The sequence below is a fragment of the Pseudoalteromonas sp. SG43-3 genome (genome assembly GCF_014164385.1).
Lineage (GTDB): Bacteria > Pseudomonadota > Gammaproteobacteria > Enterobacterales > Alteromonadaceae > Pseudoalteromonas > Pseudoalteromonas distincta.
In genome coordinates, this window is sequence record NZ_JACJFC010000002.1 from 335,589 (window position 1) to 351,042 (window position 15,454).

The following is a 15,454-nucleotide window of genomic DNA, read 5'->3' on the forward strand; positions in this document are numbered from 1 at the left end:
TTGAGCGATCATTTTGCATAAACTCCTCCAAGATTTTTCGTAATTATCACTATTTAAATGAGTTTATGGAGTACCTATGAAAAAGATAAGCGCACTAGCGGCATTACTAATACTAAGTGGTTGTTCAACTACATCGTCTGTAGATGAAACGCAGCAACTTGCAAAAGAAGAAGCAGTTCAAGTACAAGAAGAAATTGTCGAAGCTGTAGCACCTATTTCATTAACTGTAATCACTAACCCTAGTGATGCACGCGTACGCATTATGAACATTGCGCCTGTGTACCAAGATGCCATTGAACTTAAAGAAGGTAAGTACGACGTTGAAGTAAGCAAGCCAGGTTACTTAACTTACCGCAAGTGGGTTGTAGTCGATAAAAAGACAATTTTAACAGTAAATTTAGATGAAGTAGCAGCAACTGAAGCGGCTAACTAGTCCAGTATCTAAACTTTAATTATGCCTTTAAACATTTCACATGTATTAAAGGCATAATTTTAAACTACCCCAAATAATATAATAAACTCCCCACAGCCCCTACATTTATTAAAATACATAACCACAACACCACTATAAAACGCCGCTTTTGCGATTTATGACGAAGTAATTGTTGAGCAAGTAATGCCCCCGGCCATCCTCCAAATAATGCAAGTAGTTGCAGTGTGCGCTCTGGTGTGCGGTTTACTTTTGTATGTGAAGAGCGTTTAGCTTGTCGCTTATCCCACGCGTACATAAAAAAGGTTATAGCACTTAATACACTTATATAACCAGGTACATATATAGGTATATAAACAGGTAAGTATTGCAGTAGGTAAGCCTGCCAAATGGCGGCTAAATAAAGTAATGAGAATGTGATTAATATTTTCTTTATCAATTAATTATCGCCTATACTTGGCATTGGTATTACAAAAACAAGAGCCAAATTATGACATATTTTAAAGCGATATTCTTAGTCTTATGCTTATTAACATTTAGTAGCTATGCATCCGATACATCCACCAACCTTGATAAAGAACTTGCCGTATTTAAGCCCTATTTAGGAACTTGGCAGGCTGACTTTAAAGTACCTGAAGGTGCTAAAAGAATACAAGATGTTGGCCGTTGGGAGCGTGCTTTAAACGGTAAAGCGATACATACCAAGCACTCTATTAATGAAGGTGAGTATGGCGGCGAGTCGATGATTTTTTACGACAGTAAAAAAGAGTCTTTGGTATTTTACTATTTCACAACAGCAGGGTTTTATACAAAAGGGACTATGAAAGTCCTCAGCCCCACTCAATTTGTAGCTTATGAAGATGTAACTGGTAGCCAAGATGGTATTACAAAGGTTAAATCGATGAGTGAACTAAAAGACGATAAATTTATTGTATCGACCTCTTATTTAAAAAAGGGTGAGTGGACAAAGCCCGAACAACGTATTTATACACGCAGTACAAAAACGGTTAAGTTTAAATAGCTGTGATTTAAAAGTACAAAAAAGGCAGCCTAGGCTGCCTTTTGTCATTTATAAAACCGTATTTATTTTACGTATTTTTTAAATGCAGCGTCTACTGGTGTATCAGCAAGGTGATTAGTGTAGTTGCTCATTACTTTTTGAGACAAGCCTACAATAATTTCAAGTAGTTGCTGCTTAGCGTAACCTGCGGCAAAGAATTTTTCGATTTGCTCATCGCTGATCACGCCACGTTCACGTGTCATTGCGAGTGTAGTTTCACGAAGAGTTTCTAGCTTAGGGTTTTCAAGTGGTGTTTTGTTAACAAGTGCGTCAACAATACCTTGATCAACCTTCATTGCCGCTGCAATACCACTGTGAGCAGGAACACAGTAATGACAGTCGTGCTCTACGTTAATTGATTGCCATACTACTGTTAGCTCTTCTGCATTGAATGATGTTTTTTGAAACAACTCATGCAGTACTTGGTAACCTTTAAGTAATGTTGGTGCTTCAGCCATTACTGCATGTAAGTTAGGAAGCATACCAAATGCTGCTACTGAATCAGCTAGTAACGGTTTTGCTTCTTCTGGTGCGTTTTCTTGAGTGTATAAAGTAAATTCGGCCATGGTTAGCTCCTAATAATTAATAGTTTTAAGTAACTTCGAGACACATAGTATTTGATTTTGAGCGACCGTTCAAGTTAAAATTGAGCAAATGTTCAAATTGATTGAGAATGATATGGCTAATAAGGTTAAATTTGAACGCGAGAATGTAGTTCGCGTTGCTAGTCAGCTATTTTGGCAAAAAGGTTTTCATGCAACCTCAACGCGTGACTTACAAGAAGCCGTTAATATGCGCCCAGGTAGTATTTACTCTGCGTTTGGCTCTAAAGAAGGTCTATATTGCGAATCGCTGAAAGATTACACCGTACAAATGAAAACCCAAATAGAAGGGTTTTTATCAAGTGCCGATACAGTACTTGGTGGATTACGTGCGTTTGTTGAAAACGTGGTAATTAAAACAAAAGATTGCAGCCCAAGCGCTATTTGTATGCTAGTTAAAGCAAACAGCGAGTTTGCAGAAAAAGATTCAAACCTGTATGAGCTAAGCTTAGATTTAACGGCTCAATTTGAAGCTTATTTAACGCAATTATTTAACCAGGCAATAAACAAAGGTGAGTTAAGTAACACGTTGACCGCTGTTGAATATGCGCGCTTTTTTCAAGTGCAATTTACAGGTTTACGCGGTTATTTTAATCGTCCTAATGTAGAGCAATTTGCTGAGCCAATGATCAACCAAATGTTTATGTTGATTAAAAAGTTATAAATAGCAGTTATCGAGCATTCTCAACAAGTTACATTTATTCTACTAAATAAAAATGGCCAGTATTAACTGGCCATTTTTTTGTGCTTAAAACTTAATTTGTAAGTTACGTTTTAAGCTTATTAAGTTCATTATCTTGCTGGGCAACGAGTGCATTAAGCGCTTCGCTGCTATCCCCTGCTTGTGTAGATAAGTCAGCAAGTTGCGATGCGGCATCAGAGATAAGCGTTAAATTACGGTTTATTTCTTCAGTTACTAAACTTTGCTCTTCAGCAGCGGTGGCAATATGTGTAATTTGATTGGTTATTTCATCAACTTTAACAACAACACTGTGCAGAGCATCAAAAGCTACTGATGTTTCATCAACGGCATTTTGTGCACGTACTACGCCTTTTTCAATAACGGTAGATGCGTTACCTACTTCAGATAATAAACTATCAATTAGTTGGCTTATGTCATCTGTTGATGAACGCGTTTTAGAAGCAAGTGCACGTACTTCATCGGCAACAACGGCAAAGCCGCGCCCATGTTCACCAGCGCGCGCAGCTTCAATAGCAGCGTTAAGTGCAAGTAAATTTGTTTGTTCTGAAATAGTACGAATTACATCTAATATTTGCGTAATGTCTTTACTACGCGAAGCAACTTTTTCAACGGCTTGGTTAGCTTCTTTAATTTCTTCAGACATCGTTTTAACTTGCGTCATCGCTGATGACAAGCTCGACTCACTGCTTACTACCAAGCTATTTATTTCATCGGCTTGTTGGGCTGATTGCTCTGATGCTCTGGCGACTTCAAGTGCTGTTGCGCTCATTTCGTTCATAGCCGTTACCACACTTTCAATTTCTTGAAATTGAGATTGCACATTATGCTTTGTATCAATAGCTATGTGTTGTGCTATTTCGCCTTGCTGCTTGGTTTGATCAGACACCGTTTTAAGCTCAGAAATTAAATCACGTAGCTTTGCTAAAAATCGATTAAACCCACCAGCTAATGCAATAAGCTCTGCGTGACTATCAACATGCAATGTATGTGTTAAATCACCTTCAGAACTTGCGAGGTTATCAACCCGCTGTTGAATTTGTTGTAGCGGCGCTATTACACCTGCTATTACTAATTTCATAATAACAAAAGCAACCACAGCAATTACTAAGCCTGTTATTAAAATAATAAATCTGAGTGATGTTGCTGTTTCTTGCATGTTTTTTTCTAGCGCTTCAGGCCCTGCAAGTGCTAGTTCTGTAGGTACTTCTATGATTAATGACCACTGAGTGTTAGCTAGTTTTATATTAATTGGGTAGTTAACTAAATACTCCCTAGGCGTTTTAAAGAGACCATGTTGGCCTTTAAATTTAACCAGCTCACTGTAAGTGTTGCTACTAACCGCTTCTTTAAATGGGCGGCCTAATTTAGATTTATAGTGACTGCTGCCTACAATTAAACCTATATCACTTAAAAGTGTTACTTTTGCTTGGCCGTTGTAAAGCTCGCTCGACAGCTTTTCGGTTAAGCCTTGAAAAGTTGGGAGCGTTAAATCAACGCCAGCTAAACCAATAAACTGACCTGACTTTAAAATAGGCACAGTTAACGAAGTTAGCATTACTGAGTCGCCCGATGGGATTTCGTATAAATACGGTTCCATAATACAAGGCTTAAGCGTGTCTTTTGCACACAAATACCAATGCGCTTCACGAATACCAAATTCATTTAAAGAGGTAATATATTTATCGGCAGCATTAGCTACTTTTTGCTGTTCAATTACGCCGTTTTGGTCGCGAGTAATATACACCTCTAAGGTGCCATTACCATTAACCGAATGTTTGTAACCTTGTTTAAAGCTCGAATCTTGCCCATCAAAAGCATTAGGCTCAAATTGCGAATATATAGAAGAAAGCAGAGTATTTTGCTCTAACATCGAGCGGTTAATACTTACTACTGTATCGCGGCTCAGGGTTTCGCTTTTGGCTGCGTCACCTAATAAAGCCGCTAATGAATAAGGAATGCGGTAAGCTTCATTAATAAAGCCTGCAATTTTTTCTCCGTATCCAGCTGCATGAGCATTAAGCTTTTCTTCTACTTCTACAGTAATGTACTCTTCAGATTTAGTCGCTAACTGCTTATTACTTGATGATAACTGCCACCACAAAACGCCTGATAACACTAGTACAGTTATAAATATACTACCGACACTAAGCCAGAGTAACTTTTTTGCTAACGATATTTCTCGCATTCATTACACCCTTTAAATTAAAACTACTGATACAGTTTAGTAGATCTAACCAACGAAGCTATGAATATCGTTAAACAAATTGAATTTAATACAATACGTTGGGTTTTTTAAAGTTTAGCTAACCGTGCTGTTGTAATTGCGGCTAAAACTAATAAACACACACTTACCCATAAACACGCACTAAGCCCATATACTTGAAAAACCCAACCAGAAAGCACCGTACCAAGCAAACGCCCTATCGCATTGGCCATATAATAAAAGCCAACGTCTAGTGACACCCCATCATTTTTAGCAAAACTTACTATTAAGTAACTATGCAGCGATGAATTTACAGCAAATACTCCACCAAAAATAAGTAAGCCTATTACAAGCGTAAAATGTACCGCTATATCCAATTGCATCAACAACGCCAAAATGCCAGTTACACCACTTAATAAAGCAACCCACCAGTATGCTTTTTTGACCGAATGTGAAGTTGAATCACCTTGCCCAGTTATTCGCGGTGCTTGCGATTGCACCAGCCCATAAGCAATTACCCACGAAGCCATAAAACCGCTGACCCACCAATGATCCCAGTTAAACTGAGCGGCTAAGTAAACAGGTAGTGCAACTACAAACCATACATCGCGCGCTGCAAACAAGCATAAACGCGCTGCGCTAAGTAAGTTAATTGCCCGCGATTTAGAAAATAATTCTTTAAACTTAGGTTTGTTTTTAGCTTTACCAATATCGCCTTTTAAAAAAATTAAACTAATAACCCACGCAACACTAAGTAAAATAATTAGACTTATTAATGCCCCCACAAAACCAAATACAGTTAGTAATAAGCCGCCTAAAAAAAAGCCCACCCCTTTTAAAGCATTTTTAGAGCCGGTAAGTATGGCAATCCATTTATATAATTGGCTTTGCCCTGCATCGTTTTGTGGTACTAAATACTTAATGGCGCTCTTTGCACTCATTTTATTTAAGTCTTTTGCTATGCCACTCAGTGCTTGCGCTGCCATAACATAGGCAACGGTTAGCCAATCCCCTGGCACGCAAAGCATAGCTAAAGCGACAAGTTGTAGCCCAAGCCCTACATTCATGGTTTTGTTCAACCCTAAATGCGCGCCAAGCCAACCTCCGACTAAATTAGTGATCACACCAAAAATTTCATAAAACAAAAACAACATGGCTATTGCAAATGCACCATAACCTAACTGATGAAAATACAGCACCACCAACATGCGTAGTGCACCGTCGGTTAAAGTAAATGCCCAATAGTTACCAGTAATTATTAAATATTGTTTTATAGAGCTCGGTAAGTTAGCCAACTGCGCAAACATAGCGTTAAACCTTTTAAATGAGATTAAACTAAATCACTTTTTGCAACTTTAAGCATTAGCTCAGCAGTACGGTTTGCATAACCCCACTCGTTATCATACCAAGCGTATAATTTAAGTTGAGTGTTGTTAATTACCATAGTAGAAAGGGCATCTATGGTGCAGCTGCGCGGATCTGTTTTGTAATCTATAGATACAAGCGGTCTTTCTTCGTAGCCTAGAATGTCTTTTAGCTCATTATTTGCAGCATCTTTAAACCACGTGTTTACTTCACTTTGTGTAACACCTCGCTCCAGCTCAAAAACACAGTCAGTAATGGATGCATTAGTTAACGGTACACGTACAGCATGGCCGTTTAATTTACCTTTTAGCTCAGGGAAAATATGAGTAATAGCCGTTGCACTACCGGTTGTAGTAGGTATTAAACTTGTACCGCATGAACGCGCACGGCGTAAATCTTTATGAGGGGCATCAATAATCGTTTGAGTATTAGTAATGTCGTGAATCGTTGTCATTGAGCCGTGCTTAATACCCACTTTTTCTTGCAGTACTTTTACTATTGGCGCTAAACAGTTAGTAGTACACGAGGCGGCTGTAACAATTTTATGCTCACTTGGGTTATAAAGATCATCGTTTACACCCATAACTACATTTAAAATACCGTCTTCTTTTACAGGTGCTGTTACCACAACACGCTTAACACCTTGTGCTAAATATTGATTTAACAGCTCTGTGGTTTTCATTTTACCGCTGGCTTCTATTACTACATCGCAATCTGACCAATCAGTTTCGTTTATGGTTTTGTTGTTGGTAACTGCAATAGTGTGTTTACCCACACTAAAGCTATTATCATCACTAGAAACCTGTTGTGCTAAGCGCCCGTGTACTGAGTCAAACTCAATTAAATGTGCGTGGGTTTTAGCATCACCCGCTACATCATTTACTTTAATAAACTCTATTTCTGGCCAATCAACTGCTGCACGCAGTGTTAAACGTCCCATACGGCCAAAACCGTTAATACCTACTTTAATAGTCATAATTAAATACCTTTAATAAGTTAGTTACAGCAGCTAGTAATACGTTCAGGGCGATTACCCATAACATTTAAGCGCGTTAAATCGTTTTCATAAAATGAAGGGTTAGCAGTAAGCGTTTGCATTAATACATTTTTAGCCCACTCTGGTAGGGCTTTATTAATACTGTAATAAACCCATTGATTTTGTTTACGGTCGCTCAACAATCCGCATTGTCTTAACTGCGCTAAATGTCGAGACACTTTAGGCTGGCTTAGCTCAAGTGCAGTAACCAGTTCGCATACACATAGCTCTTCTTGATGGCTAATGAGCAGCATTGCTTTTAAACGCGTATCGTCCGCTAGGCATTTATAAAATTGAAGTGGGTTGAATTGTTCCATATTGTCCTCGCAGTTTTATTGCACATACAATAAAACAAAAACAGAATATATGGAATAGTGAATATATGATTTTTTGTATGTTTATTTAACGACTCATTTTTATTAAACTCCACGCACAAAAAAGCCCAGTGGCAAAACCACTGGGCTATTACAGTATTAGTTAACTTAGCAATTAATTAAATAACTGAAAGCTCTACTTCAATATTGCCACGTGTTGCGTTTGAATATGGACATACTTGGTGCGCTTTATCTACAAGCTCCTGCGCTGCAGCTTTATCCATATCACCTAGTGATACAGCAAGTTTTACTGCAATACCAAAACCGCCTTCAATAGCACCAATAGACACTTGTGAGTTAATATGCGTGTCGCTTGGTAATTCTATTTTTTCGCTACCTGCAACAAATTTAAGTGCGCCAATAAAACATGCTGCATACCCTGCGGCAAATAATTGCTCTGGGTTAGTGCCTTGTCCGTCGTCTCCGCCTAAACCTTTAGGTGTTGATAAATTTACATCTAAACGACCATCATCAGATTTAGCTACGCCTTCACGGCCGCCAGTTGCAGTTGCTTTTGCTGTGTAAGCTACGTTTTGTAATACATTCATAATGAACTCCAAAGTTTAAAAATATCAATCAATTTAGTTTGTGTGCAAAATAATAGAGCAAGTAATTAGAGATTGCAAATACTTTGCATGCAAATTAAAATGCCATGTATCGAAATGAAGGATAAAGTTATGTCGTTTGAGCAATTAAAGTTAAAGAATCAGTTATGTCATCGGTTATACATGGCATCTAACAGCATTGCGCGTGCGTATCGCGAGCCTTTAAACGAGCTAAATTTAACTTATCCGCAATACGTAGTAATGATGGCGCTGTGGGAGCAAGACGAAATAACAATTGCAGAGCTAATAGATAAAACCGCGATAGATGGCGGTGCAATGACCCAAATACTCAAAAAAATGAGCGACAAATCATTACTGGCTGTTATTAAAGATGAGCACGACAAACGCAAACGCCTAGTTCAGCTAACCAAGCATGGCCAATCACTTAAGTTAAAAGCAGCCGATATTCCTAAAAATATTTTATGTAAATTTGATAGTGTAGATGCAACACAAGCGAAACAGTTGATGCAGCTGCTCGATTTAGTAGTAAACGACTTAGCCGATTAGGCTCTTAATTTTTAAACAATAAACGTGTTTTAAAAGGTTTTAAAAATGACTCATATTAAAAAACTACTATTAGCAGCGGCGTGTAGCACGGCTCTTTTAGGTAGCAACGCCGTATCTGCTAATACCGATAATCAAAATGCTGATTTAAAAACAGTAGCCACATTTGATGCGCAGCACCCTCCGGGCAACATTGCTATTACCCCATCGGGCAGAAAGTTTTTATCTGTGCATGGCTTTTTTGGCCAAAAGCAAAAAATTATGGAGCTTTTAAGCGATGGTACAACTAAGCCCTATCCTAATGAAGAGTGGGCATACGCGTACAATAACGGTAAAGGTTTTTACGACGTACTTGGCATAAACGTATCAAGCGATGGTGTATTATGGATGCTCGACACCTCAGGGCCCGATCACGCTGGGCGCTTAGTAGGTTGGGATACAAACAAAGAGCAACTACATAAAATCATTTATCTGGCTAAACCAACCATTACCGACACCTCGTTTTTAAACGATTTAGTCATCGATAATAAACATGGCGTTGTATACATTGCCGACACAGCCCAAGGCAGCCAAGCCGCTATTATTACGGTAAACCTTAAAACAGGTGTCGCACGCAGAGTGTTACAAAATAGCCATTACACCACCGCCGAAAATATCGATATGGTTATTGATGGGCGCATAATGAGCCTTGGCGGACAACCAGCCCGCTTAGGTGTTAACCCTATTACGCTTGACCCTAACGAAGACTGGCTTTACTTTGGCTCAATGTCGGGTACGTCGGTTTACCGCATTGCCACCAGCGATATAAATAACGAGAGCCTTTCGGCTAAAGCGCTTGAAGACAAAGTTACGCGTTACGGCACTAAGCCAATTTCAGATGGTATTATTGTTGATGGCGGCGGTAACATATATGTAACCGACATAACCAATGGCGCAATTGGCGTAGTTAAACCCACTGGCGACTACGAAGTATTATTTAAAGACGAACGTTTGAGCTGGCCTGATGGCTTTAGCTACGGAGCCGATAATAAAATATACTTTACCGTTGACGACTTACATAATTCGCCTGTACTTAATAATGGCAAAAATCAAAGCCACGGTAAGTTTAAAGTAATGTCGTTCGAGCCTTTAGTAAAAGGAAAAGTAGGCCGCTAATTTGCTTTTTGAGTGACTGTATTTTTTAAAAAGCCTTGCACATTTAAGTGACCTAATAGTTGCAGGGCTTTTTGTTAAAAACACACCACACTGGTGCATATTTTAAAAATACTTCACCGCTTTGGTGCTAATCCTTTAGTACGTATTTACACTTAAATACTAAATACCTGATTTCTATTCATAAAATATTCAAGTTAATGTTGGCATACTTCTTCCAATAAACTGATGTGTTCAGTGAAAATACCAAGGAAAAACCATGTTCAACTTATACCATACCCTTTACCTTTTATGGCGTTTAGATATTAGCGTTTGGCAAGTTAATGATCCAACAAATACCCATACCACCGCTGATAAAGAGCGCGTCTATGTTAAGTAACATCGTATTGTGTAAAGGCTTGGCATAAAGCTTAAATGTATAAACCTACTTTAGGCTAAGCTTTTGCACACTATGAAATTTATGTGTACATTTTATTTAAACTTCAAATTAATCGTTCAATATTAAAACAACCCCCTTGTAATAAACTCCACATTTAAAAACGTCGAAAAAATTAGTAAAAACACTGCGTTTATAACTTTGCAAGCAGCCCTAATGCGTTGTATTGTTGCATCCTATTGAAAATTTTTAGTTGGAACGTGTATGCACGCTTTGGAAGTTAATTTTGATGGCTTAGTTGGCCCTACTCACAACTACGCTGGTTTATCGTATGGTAATGTTGCCTCGTTAAATAACGCAGCAAGCTTTTCAAATCCTCAAGAGGCAGTGCTTCAAGGCCTTGAAAAAATGAAAGCCATGCACGACAAAGGCCTAACTCAAGGTGTATTTGCCCCTCATGCGCGCCCCGACTTAAACGTACTGCGCCGCTTAGGCTTTACCGGTAATGATGCACAAGTAATTCACAAAGCATTTAAAGCTGATCCTATTTTATTACGCGCGTGTTATTCAGCGTCAGCAATGTGGACAGCAAATGCAGCTACGGTATCGCCATCTCCTGATACAACCGACGGCAAAGTACATTTTACTTCAGCTAATTTAAATAATAAGTTTCATCGTTCATTAGAGCCTGCAACCACTACGCGCTTATTAAAAGCGATGTTTAATAACGACAAATACTTTGCGCATCATACCCATTTACCCGACCAAGGCTTTTTTGGCGACGAAGGTGCAGCAAACCATACTCGTTTTTGTGACAGCCACGGCGAGCAAGGCCTTGAAATGTTTGTATTTGGTGCCAGCGCGTTTAACAGCCAATTACCAAAACCAGCTAAATTTCCTGCAAGGCAAACACTCGAAGCCTCAGAAGCAATTTGTCGCTTACATAACTTAAAAGATTCAAGCCAAATTTTACTACAGCAAAATCCAGACGTAATAGATCAAGGCGTGTTTCATAACGATGTAATTGCAGTAGGTAACGCCAACGTATTACTGTGCCACCAGCAAGCATTTTTAAACCAAGCTTTGGCACTGCAAGATATTCGCGAAGCGTATGTGGGCAATAAAGAATTTTATATTATTGAAGTACCTACCGATAAAGTAAGCATTACCGATGCTGTAAGTAGTTACTTATTTAATAGCCAGTTAGTGAGCCTTGAAGATGGTTCAATGCTGTTAGTGGCACCACAAGAGTGTAAACGCAACAGCGCAGTTAACGCCTACATTGAAGAAATGATCATGGCTGATAACCCAGTAAACCAAGTACAGTTTTTTGATTTACGCCAAAGTATGCAAAATGGCGGCGGCCCAGCTTGCTTGCGTTTACGTGTAGCCCTTAACGAACAAGAACTTGCAGCAGTAAACCCAGAGGTTATTTTAACTGATACTAAATACACACAACTGTGTGACTGGGCAAAACGTAACTACCGCGACAAATTAGGCGCAAGTGACTTTGCAGACTCAGCCCTACTCACCGAAAGCTACCAAGCACTTGATGAGCTAACGCAATTACTTAATTTAGGTTCAGTGTACGACTTTCAATTAGAAGGTTAATACCTCAGCCTACACAAAGACGAATACAAAAATAGCGAGCCAAGACTCGCTATTTTTATTTGTGTTTATGTTAATACATATTTAAGTATCTTTGTTAACAGTTATGGCCGATGCCATAGACTCAGATATATGCAGCGTACGCTGCGGAAACGGAATACTCAGCCCAGCGCCTTCAATTGCTTCTTTAACACGTTTATTTAAATCCCACACGGTTTGCCAATAATCACCATTAACAGCCCACGCACGTAATTGAATGTTTACTGCGCTTTCGCCTATTGATGTCACCATTACTTTAGGAGCAGGTTCTGCAAGTAATCGGCTCTCTGATGCGGCTAATTCTTTAAGCACATTTAAGCCAACATCAATAGAGTCGGCATACGAAATACCCACCACTATGTCCATTCGTCTTTTGCCGTTACGGGTAAAGTTTTTAATATTACCACCCCACACTTTGCCGTTAGGCGATGCTATATAAAGACCGTCGGTGGTTTTAAAAATAGTGGTAAATAGGTTTATTTCACTCACAGTACCAAGTGTGCCACTGGCATCAACAAAGTCGCCTATTTTAAAAGGTCTGAGTATTAGCAGCATAATACCCGCAGCAATATTGCTCAGCGTATTTTTAAGGGCTAAACCAATCGCTAAACCCGCAGCGCCCATTAGCGCAATTAAGCTTGCCGTATTAACGCCAAAAATATCTAAAATAAATAGCCCGCCAATTATATAAACTAAATAACCAGCAATACTCGATAAAAGCGGGAGTAGCGTACTATCTACTCTTTTTAATGGCGATTTAGAGTTTTTAATCGCTTTTTTAACCGAGCGTGCAATTAAGGCACTCGCAACTAAAATCACCAACGCTAAAATCACTTTGTACCCTAAAGTGATGATTGTTTCTGAATGGCTTTGCCAAAACGCTAAAAGCTTATCTTTCATGTTTGTTCCGATAAATGTGGCTGAAACTCAGCAAAATAATGGTTAAATCTAATAAAAACCGACTTCAAAAGAAGTGGCGCGAGTATATAGAATAAAAAATTTAAACCTATCTTTTTTAATCACTTATTTCAACTTTAAAAATACCGTTAAAACTATGGTTTTTGATACGTAGAGCCCACCTATTTACGGCTAATTTATAGCGCCTATTCAATATAGGTTAATCGTTTATTGGTATGGTTATTTTAAGCTTTCAAGGTTCACAAAAGAGGTTATCTATGGGAAAAGAGAAAATAGTACTCATAACCGGCGCTTCAAGTGGTATTGGTGAAGCAACCGCAAAAATGCTGGTTAACAATGGTCATAAAGTAATACTTACCGCTAGACGCGAAGATAAATTAACTGAATTAGTAGAGTCATTGGGCTCAGATAACGCCATTAGCGTAGCCGCAGATGCAACCTACTTTACCGCGCTTGAAAACGTAGTTGCTAAAGGCATTGAAAAATTTGGTCGTTTAGATGTTGCCTTTGCTAATGCAGGTAAAGGGCTAGACACTTTAGGGGTTGAAGAAGGCGACCCCAATGAGTGGTCAACCATGATCGACATAAACATTAAAGCCCTACTGTGGACTGCAAAACTAACAATGCCGCATTTACGCCAAAGCAAAGGACACTTTATTATTACTAGCTCAGCAACTGGTCGCAGAGCTGTTAAAGGCTCTATATACGGTGCAAGCAAGTGGTTTACTTACGGTTTTTCTCAAAACCTAGCACAAGAAATTAGTGAATGGGATGGGCGTTGTACAACCATCACCCCTGGCGCTGTAAATACCCCTTTTACTGATGAAGCAAGACCTGACAAGTTATACCCGCAAGATGTTGCCGATGCTGTGCTATTTGCCATTGAGGCAAATCAGCGTAATAACATCAGAGAAATACATTTAAGACCCACTCATTAGTAAAACTATTCTCATAATTTTGAATATGTAAACATAGGAGAAATAATCATGGCGAAAGAAAAAATAGTCCTCATTACAGGTGCTTCAAGCGGTATTGGCGAAGCAACCGCAAAAACGCTGATTAACAATGGCCACAAAGTCATTTTAACCGCCAGAAGCGAAGACAAATTAACTAAATTAGTTGAATCATTAGGCTCAAATAACGCACTTAGCGTAGCTGCAGATGCCACAGACTTTACCGCACTTGAAAACGTAGTAACAAAAGGCATTGAAAAGTTTGGCCGTTTGGATGTAGCCTTTGCTAACGCAGGCATGGGCGTTTCAACCGCGGGCACCGAAAAAGGTGAGCCGGATGAGTGGTCAACCATGATTGATATAAACATTAAAGCCCTACTGTGGACTGCAAAATTAACCCTGCCGCATTTACGCCAAAACAAAGGTCACTTTATATTAACCAGCTCTGCCGCTGGCCGTAAGCCAATTGGCGGCTCGATTTACGGTGCAACTAAATGGTTTGCTTATGGCTTTGGACAAAACTTAGCTGAGGAAATGAGCGAATGGAATGGCCGCTGCACAACCATAGCACCAGGCATGGTAAACACCCCATTTTTTGATGAGGCAAAACCCGATAAACTCGACCCACAAGATGTAGCCGACGCTGTACTGTTTGCTATTGAAGCAAACCAGCGCAACAGCGTACGTGAGATTTATTTAATGCCGACTAATTAACGTTGATTGGTTGAGTTTGAGCTGTCAGGTTTAATGCTAATGGTATTAAACCTGATGGTTGTTAATTCTAAATACCGGCTAGATAGAATGAAGGGAAAATATTCGGCATTAATAAAAGCTTGTTAGCTGCTTTTTAGATTGCGTTCTAAGAATACAACTCTCGTTTTACCCAGCTTTGCCGTTTTAAACTCAGAATAACCACGGCGTTTATACATCGCTAAATTAGAAGCACTAAACTCCCCTGTAAAAAGCTCGACACGATTAGCTTCTGGAAATACAGTTTCAAGTGAAGAAAGCAACTTAGAGCCAACACCCTGGCCATGCAGTTCAGGCCATACCGCCATGCGTCCAATATGACAACTACCAGCTTCTAAGCGAGCTTGACCGCTTGCCAATAACTTACCGTTATCAACAACTTTCAAAATGATTTTCTTCTCAAAGTCTGCTTTCAGTTCATCAAGCGTTTGAGTTAAAGGCGGGATATTAAAGTCATTATGCAGTTCAGCTTCTGATTGATAAGCTACGCGCTGAAGTTCTAGTAAACATTCTGCATCTTCTATTGTGGCGTGAAATATTTCCATATACTCAATTCCTTTTGGCAACTAACGCCCATATTAACAGGCTAAAAATAGTGGGCTAAAATGTAAGCGAAGCGAAACAGCCCGCTGTTTTTAGTCCTTGTTGAATTGCTTGTATGGATAATAAACCCATAAATTAATTAATACTTTAACCAAGTTCGGGTAATGTGAGGCCCAAGCTTTGGCTGCAACCAAAGCCTTTTATACAGTAGTTCGATTGATTGAAGGCTCCTC

Annotated in this window: 17 protein-coding genes; 8 read left to right on the plus strand and 9 right to left on the minus strand. The window is 39.2% G+C overall.

From position 1 onward, the window contains the following. The first annotated feature begins 76 nt into the window (after positions 1–76). Positions 77–433, plus strand: coding sequence for a PEGA domain-containing protein (locus H5157_RS03300; protein ID WP_024595403.1), 357 nt, complete (start codon positions 77–79; stop codon positions 431–433). Positions 434–497: 64 nt separating this feature from the next. Here the strand turns inward: H5157_RS03300 and H5157_RS03305 are convergent, their stop codons facing one another. Next, positions 498–869: a DUF1294 domain-containing protein gene (locus H5157_RS03305; protein WP_182724128.1), complete on the minus strand. Its 372-nt coding sequence runs from the start codon at positions 867–869 to the stop codon at positions 498–500. Between the two features lie 51 nt (positions 870–920). On the opposite strand from H5157_RS03305, the gene H5157_RS03310 reads away from it, so the two are divergent. Then, complete coding sequence (locus tag H5157_RS03310) at positions 921–1,451, plus strand: hypothetical protein (RefSeq protein ID WP_182724129.1); 531 nt, start codon at positions 921–923, stop codon at positions 1,449–1,451. Between the two features lie 62 nt (positions 1,452–1,513). On the opposite strand, the gene H5157_RS03315 is transcribed toward H5157_RS03310, so the two are convergent. Beyond that, complete coding sequence (locus H5157_RS03315; RefSeq protein WP_024595406.1) at positions 1,514–2,056, minus strand: carboxymuconolactone decarboxylase family protein; 543 nt, start codon at positions 2,054–2,056, stop codon at positions 1,514–1,516. Positions 2,057–2,168: 112 nt separating this feature from the next. On the opposite strand from H5157_RS03315, the gene H5157_RS03320 reads away from it, so the two are divergent. Continuing rightward, positions 2,169–2,756 (plus strand): TetR/AcrR family transcriptional regulator, encoded by a 588-nt coding sequence (locus H5157_RS03320; RefSeq protein WP_004334521.1) that lies wholly within the window; start codon positions 2,169–2,171, stop codon positions 2,754–2,756. 103 nt (positions 2,757–2,859) lie between these two features. Here H5157_RS03320 and H5157_RS03325 read toward each other — a convergent pair whose 3' ends face one another. The 5 genes from H5157_RS03325 to H5157_RS03345 all read right to left on the minus strand — a co-directional run bounded on the left by H5157_RS03325 (position 2,860) and on the right by H5157_RS03345 (position 8,321). Then, positions 2,860–4,980 (minus strand): methyl-accepting chemotaxis protein, encoded by a 2,121-nt coding sequence (locus H5157_RS03325; protein ID WP_182724130.1) that lies wholly within the window; start codon positions 4,978–4,980, stop codon positions 2,860–2,862. Positions 4,981–5,087: 107 nt separating this feature from the next. After that, a complete protein-coding gene (gene arsJ, locus H5157_RS03330) occupies positions 5,088–6,305 on the minus strand; it encodes an organoarsenical effux MFS transporter ArsJ (RefSeq protein ID WP_182724131.1) in 1,218 nt (405 codons plus the stop codon). Positions 6,306–6,328: 23 nt separating this feature from the next. Then, a complete protein-coding gene (locus H5157_RS03335; RefSeq protein ID WP_024598475.1) occupies positions 6,329–7,339 on the minus strand; it encodes an ArsJ-associated glyceraldehyde-3-phosphate dehydrogenase in 1,011 nt (336 codons plus the stop codon). A gap of 20 nt (positions 7,340–7,359) precedes the next feature. Further along, positions 7,360–7,716 carry a metalloregulator ArsR/SmtB family transcription factor gene (locus H5157_RS03340; RefSeq protein ID WP_138490261.1) on the minus strand — a complete coding sequence of 119 codons (357 nt, stop codon included), beginning with the start codon at positions 7,714–7,716 and terminating at the stop codon, positions 7,360–7,362. A 176-nt stretch (positions 7,717–7,892) separates the two neighbouring features. Then, entirely contained in the window at positions 7,893–8,321 is a 429-nt protein-coding gene (locus H5157_RS03345; RefSeq protein ID WP_182696515.1) for an organic hydroperoxide resistance protein, read from the minus strand. A gap of 129 nt (positions 8,322–8,450) precedes the next feature. On the opposite strand from H5157_RS03345, the gene H5157_RS03350 reads away from it, so the two are divergent. The 3 genes from H5157_RS03350 (at position 8,451) to astB (ending at position 12,021) form a co-directional block, all read left to right on the plus strand. After that, on the plus strand, positions 8,451–8,885 hold the full coding sequence (locus H5157_RS03350) for a MarR family winged helix-turn-helix transcriptional regulator (protein ID WP_182724132.1): 435 nt from the start codon (positions 8,451–8,453) through the stop codon (positions 8,883–8,885). A gap of 45 nt (positions 8,886–8,930) precedes the next feature. Further along, positions 8,931–10,037, plus strand: coding sequence for an L-dopachrome tautomerase-related protein (locus H5157_RS03355; protein ID WP_182724133.1), 1,107 nt, complete (start codon positions 8,931–8,933; stop codon positions 10,035–10,037). Between the two features lie 637 nt (positions 10,038–10,674). Further along, positions 10,675–12,021, plus strand: a complete 1,347-nt coding sequence (gene astB, locus H5157_RS03360; protein WP_004334492.1) for an N-succinylarginine dihydrolase — start codon at positions 10,675–10,677, stop codon at positions 12,019–12,021. Positions 12,022–12,102: 81 nt separating this feature from the next. On the opposite strand, the gene H5157_RS03365 is transcribed toward astB, so the two are convergent. Next, on the minus strand, positions 12,103–12,957 hold the full coding sequence (locus H5157_RS03365; RefSeq protein ID WP_182724134.1) for a mechanosensitive ion channel family protein: 855 nt from the start codon (positions 12,955–12,957) through the stop codon (positions 12,103–12,105). Positions 12,958–13,232: 275 nt separating this feature from the next. On the opposite strand from H5157_RS03365, the gene H5157_RS03370 reads away from it, so the two are divergent. Together H5157_RS03370 and H5157_RS03375 are read left to right on the plus strand one after the other, a co-directional pair. Continuing rightward, positions 13,233–13,913 (plus strand): SDR family oxidoreductase, encoded by a 681-nt coding sequence (locus tag H5157_RS03370; protein ID WP_182724135.1) that lies wholly within the window; start codon positions 13,233–13,235, stop codon positions 13,911–13,913. Between the two features lie 48 nt (positions 13,914–13,961). Further along, the gene (locus H5157_RS03375; RefSeq protein WP_182724136.1) at positions 13,962–14,642 is read left to right on the plus strand and encodes an SDR family oxidoreductase; all 681 of its coding nucleotides are present in this window, start codon (positions 13,962–13,964) and stop codon (positions 14,640–14,642) included. A 122-nt stretch (positions 14,643–14,764) separates the two neighbouring features. Here H5157_RS03375 and H5157_RS03380 read toward each other — a convergent pair whose 3' ends face one another. Next, complete coding sequence (locus H5157_RS03380) at positions 14,765–15,223, minus strand: GNAT family N-acetyltransferase (RefSeq protein ID WP_182692573.1); 459 nt, start codon at positions 15,221–15,223, stop codon at positions 14,765–14,767. Positions 15,224–15,454 lie beyond the last annotated feature (231 nt).

What these genes read in the sequence shown, in the direction of transcription:
- H5157_RS03300 (WP_024595403.1), top strand. Translation starts at nt 77, where the DNA reads ATGAAAAAGATAAGCGCACTAGCGGCATTACTAATACTAAGTGGTTGT.
- H5157_RS03310 (WP_182724129.1), top strand. Translation starts at nt 921, where the DNA reads ATGACATATTTTAAAGCGATATTCTTAGTCTTATGCTTATTAACATTT.
- H5157_RS03315 (WP_024595406.1), bottom strand. Translation starts at nt 2,056, where the DNA reads ATGGCCGAATTTACTTTATACACTCAAGAAAACGCACCAGAAGAAGCA.
- H5157_RS03320 (WP_004334521.1), top strand. Translation starts at nt 2,169, where the DNA reads ATGGCTAATAAGGTTAAATTTGAACGCGAGAATGTAGTTCGCGTTGCT.
- H5157_RS03325 (WP_182724130.1), bottom strand. Translation starts at nt 4,980, where the DNA reads ATGCGAGAAATATCGTTAGCAAAAAAGTTACTCTGGCTTAGTGTCGGT.
- arsJ (WP_182724131.1), bottom strand. Translation starts at nt 6,305, where the DNA reads ATGTTTGCGCAGTTGGCTAACTTACCGAGCTCTATAAAACAATATTTA.
- H5157_RS03335 (WP_024598475.1), bottom strand. Translation starts at nt 7,339, where the DNA reads ATGACTATTAAAGTAGGTATTAACGGTTTTGGCCGTATGGGACGTTTA.
- H5157_RS03340 (WP_138490261.1), bottom strand. Translation starts at nt 7,716, where the DNA reads ATGGAACAATTCAACCCACTTCAATTTTATAAATGCCTAGCGGACGAT.
- H5157_RS03345 (WP_182696515.1), bottom strand. Translation starts at nt 8,321, where the DNA reads ATGAATGTATTACAAAACGTAGCTTACACAGCAAAAGCAACTGCAACT.
- H5157_RS03350 (WP_182724132.1), top strand. Translation starts at nt 8,451, where the DNA reads ATGTCGTTTGAGCAATTAAAGTTAAAGAATCAGTTATGTCATCGGTTA.
- H5157_RS03355 (WP_182724133.1), top strand. Translation starts at nt 8,931, where the DNA reads ATGACTCATATTAAAAAACTACTATTAGCAGCGGCGTGTAGCACGGCT.
- astB (WP_004334492.1), top strand. Translation starts at nt 10,675, where the DNA reads ATGCACGCTTTGGAAGTTAATTTTGATGGCTTAGTTGGCCCTACTCAC.
- H5157_RS03365 (WP_182724134.1), bottom strand. Translation starts at nt 12,957, where the DNA reads ATGAAAGATAAGCTTTTAGCGTTTTGGCAAAGCCATTCAGAAACAATC.
- H5157_RS03370 (WP_182724135.1), top strand. Translation starts at nt 13,233, where the DNA reads ATGGGAAAAGAGAAAATAGTACTCATAACCGGCGCTTCAAGTGGTATT.
- H5157_RS03375 (WP_182724136.1), top strand. Translation starts at nt 13,962, where the DNA reads ATGGCGAAAGAAAAAATAGTCCTCATTACAGGTGCTTCAAGCGGTATT.
- H5157_RS03380 (WP_182692573.1), bottom strand. Translation starts at nt 15,223, where the DNA reads ATGGAAATATTTCACGCCACAATAGAAGATGCAGAATGTTTACTAGAA.